At 60.3% G+C, this 1277-nt stretch carries 2 protein-coding genes; both read right to left on the reverse strand.

Going from position 1 to position 1277, the window contains the following annotated elements; all coding sequences use genetic code 11:
• Nucleotides 1–265: 265 nt before the first annotated feature.
• Nucleotides 266–619, reverse strand: a complete 354-nt coding sequence (locus UNPA324_RS21740; protein WP_141933936.1) for a helix-turn-helix transcriptional regulator — start codon at nt 617–619, stop codon at nt 266–268.
• Nucleotides 620–644: 25 nt separating this feature from the next.
• Nucleotides 645–1040, reverse strand: coding sequence for a hypothetical protein (locus UNPA324_RS21745; protein ID WP_141933934.1), 396 nt, complete (start codon nt 1038–1040; stop codon nt 645–647).
• Nucleotides 1041–1277 lie beyond the last annotated feature (237 nt).

Here is a 1277-nt window from a genome sequence, read left to right on the forward strand (position 1 = left end):
ACCCGCGTGCGGACGAACGGCGCTGCTAGGCTTCGTCTCGTCTTGCAAGTTTCCGGCTCCGTCGACAGGGCTGGGAATACTGCGGCGACATGGCGGGCCGTGCGTATGGCAAAACCGTGTGGTCCTTGTCGCAAGGCTTACTTCTGTTAATCCAAGAATAGATAAAGCGTAAAGAGACCAATGGCTTAGGTGATGCTCGCCGACAAAGAAAAAGGCCCGCCCGAATGAGGCGGGCCCTAATAGGCCCCGGTCTCACGGATAGGCGCTAGTCGGAGCTGCCCGAAGCACGACGGCCGCGCCCCTTGCCCCGCCGACGGTTCGGAACAAACGCGTCAACCTCGCGCTGCCAGCGCGCGATCTCGGACGAGAGCCAAAGCCTTCTGTTCGGGCTTACGAAAGTCCCCTTGGGAAAAGTGCCATCTCGCATCATCCGATAAAGCGTGGCTCGCCCGATCGGAACGAGCCGCAGAAGCATTTCCTCGTTGATCATCTGGCGCGGCTCGTCGGGATCGTGCTCGCGTCGAGACCCCGCCGTATCGACCGGCGAAGCGCCGCTGTCGTCCAACTCAACGGGATCGGCACCGCTCGGGGCGATCGGTTTCGCTTTGCGATCGATCATTGAACCAACTCCCTCACGCCAACTCTTACTTGTTCTTTGAGCCCCGCGCGTGCTTCTCAATTTCGGCGAGGATCACGCGCAACTTGGCGGACCTCGCCCGCCATACGCTGCCGCTGTTAGCGTCATCTGTCTGCGTCATCTCGCGCAGCGTGCGCAGCAAGTCGTCGGTCAGATCAGCGGTGACGATCCGTGCGCTATACCGCGCAAGCGTGACGTCCATATCCCTGACCAGTTGCCCGAGCTTGGCCTGCTGCTCCAGATCAGGGAAGGCGGCAAGCTCGTTGATGATCACCCGGTTTTGGGGGCGGCCCTCGGCTTTGGCTTTGGTCTCAATCCGCTGCGCCACATCTTCCGGCAATCTGACCTTGTATTCGCGGCTCTGAGTGGATGCGACGATAGCGTTCTTGCGACGAGGGGCCATGGAAGGCGCTTCCCTTTTCGGCTGGATATTCCGGACGAAGCGGCATAAACGTTAGTCCCCATATTCCACCTTGTCCATACCCAAAATTGGGGTTAGCTTTCCCCTCGCTCTGCGTGGAAGAGAGGCGCGCCAATGGCACAATCAAAAGTCAACAGCTGCAGCATTCGCGGCCAACTCGGTTATTCGGTTGAAACGGCGGGCCGCATGATTGGGCTCGGCCGGTCGGCCGCCTATCGG

This window comes from Bradyrhizobium sp. UNPA324, from assembly GCF_006658635.1.
In the GTDB taxonomy this organism is placed as follows: domain Bacteria; phylum Pseudomonadota; class Alphaproteobacteria; order Rhizobiales; family Xanthobacteraceae; genus Bradyrhizobium; species Bradyrhizobium nanningense.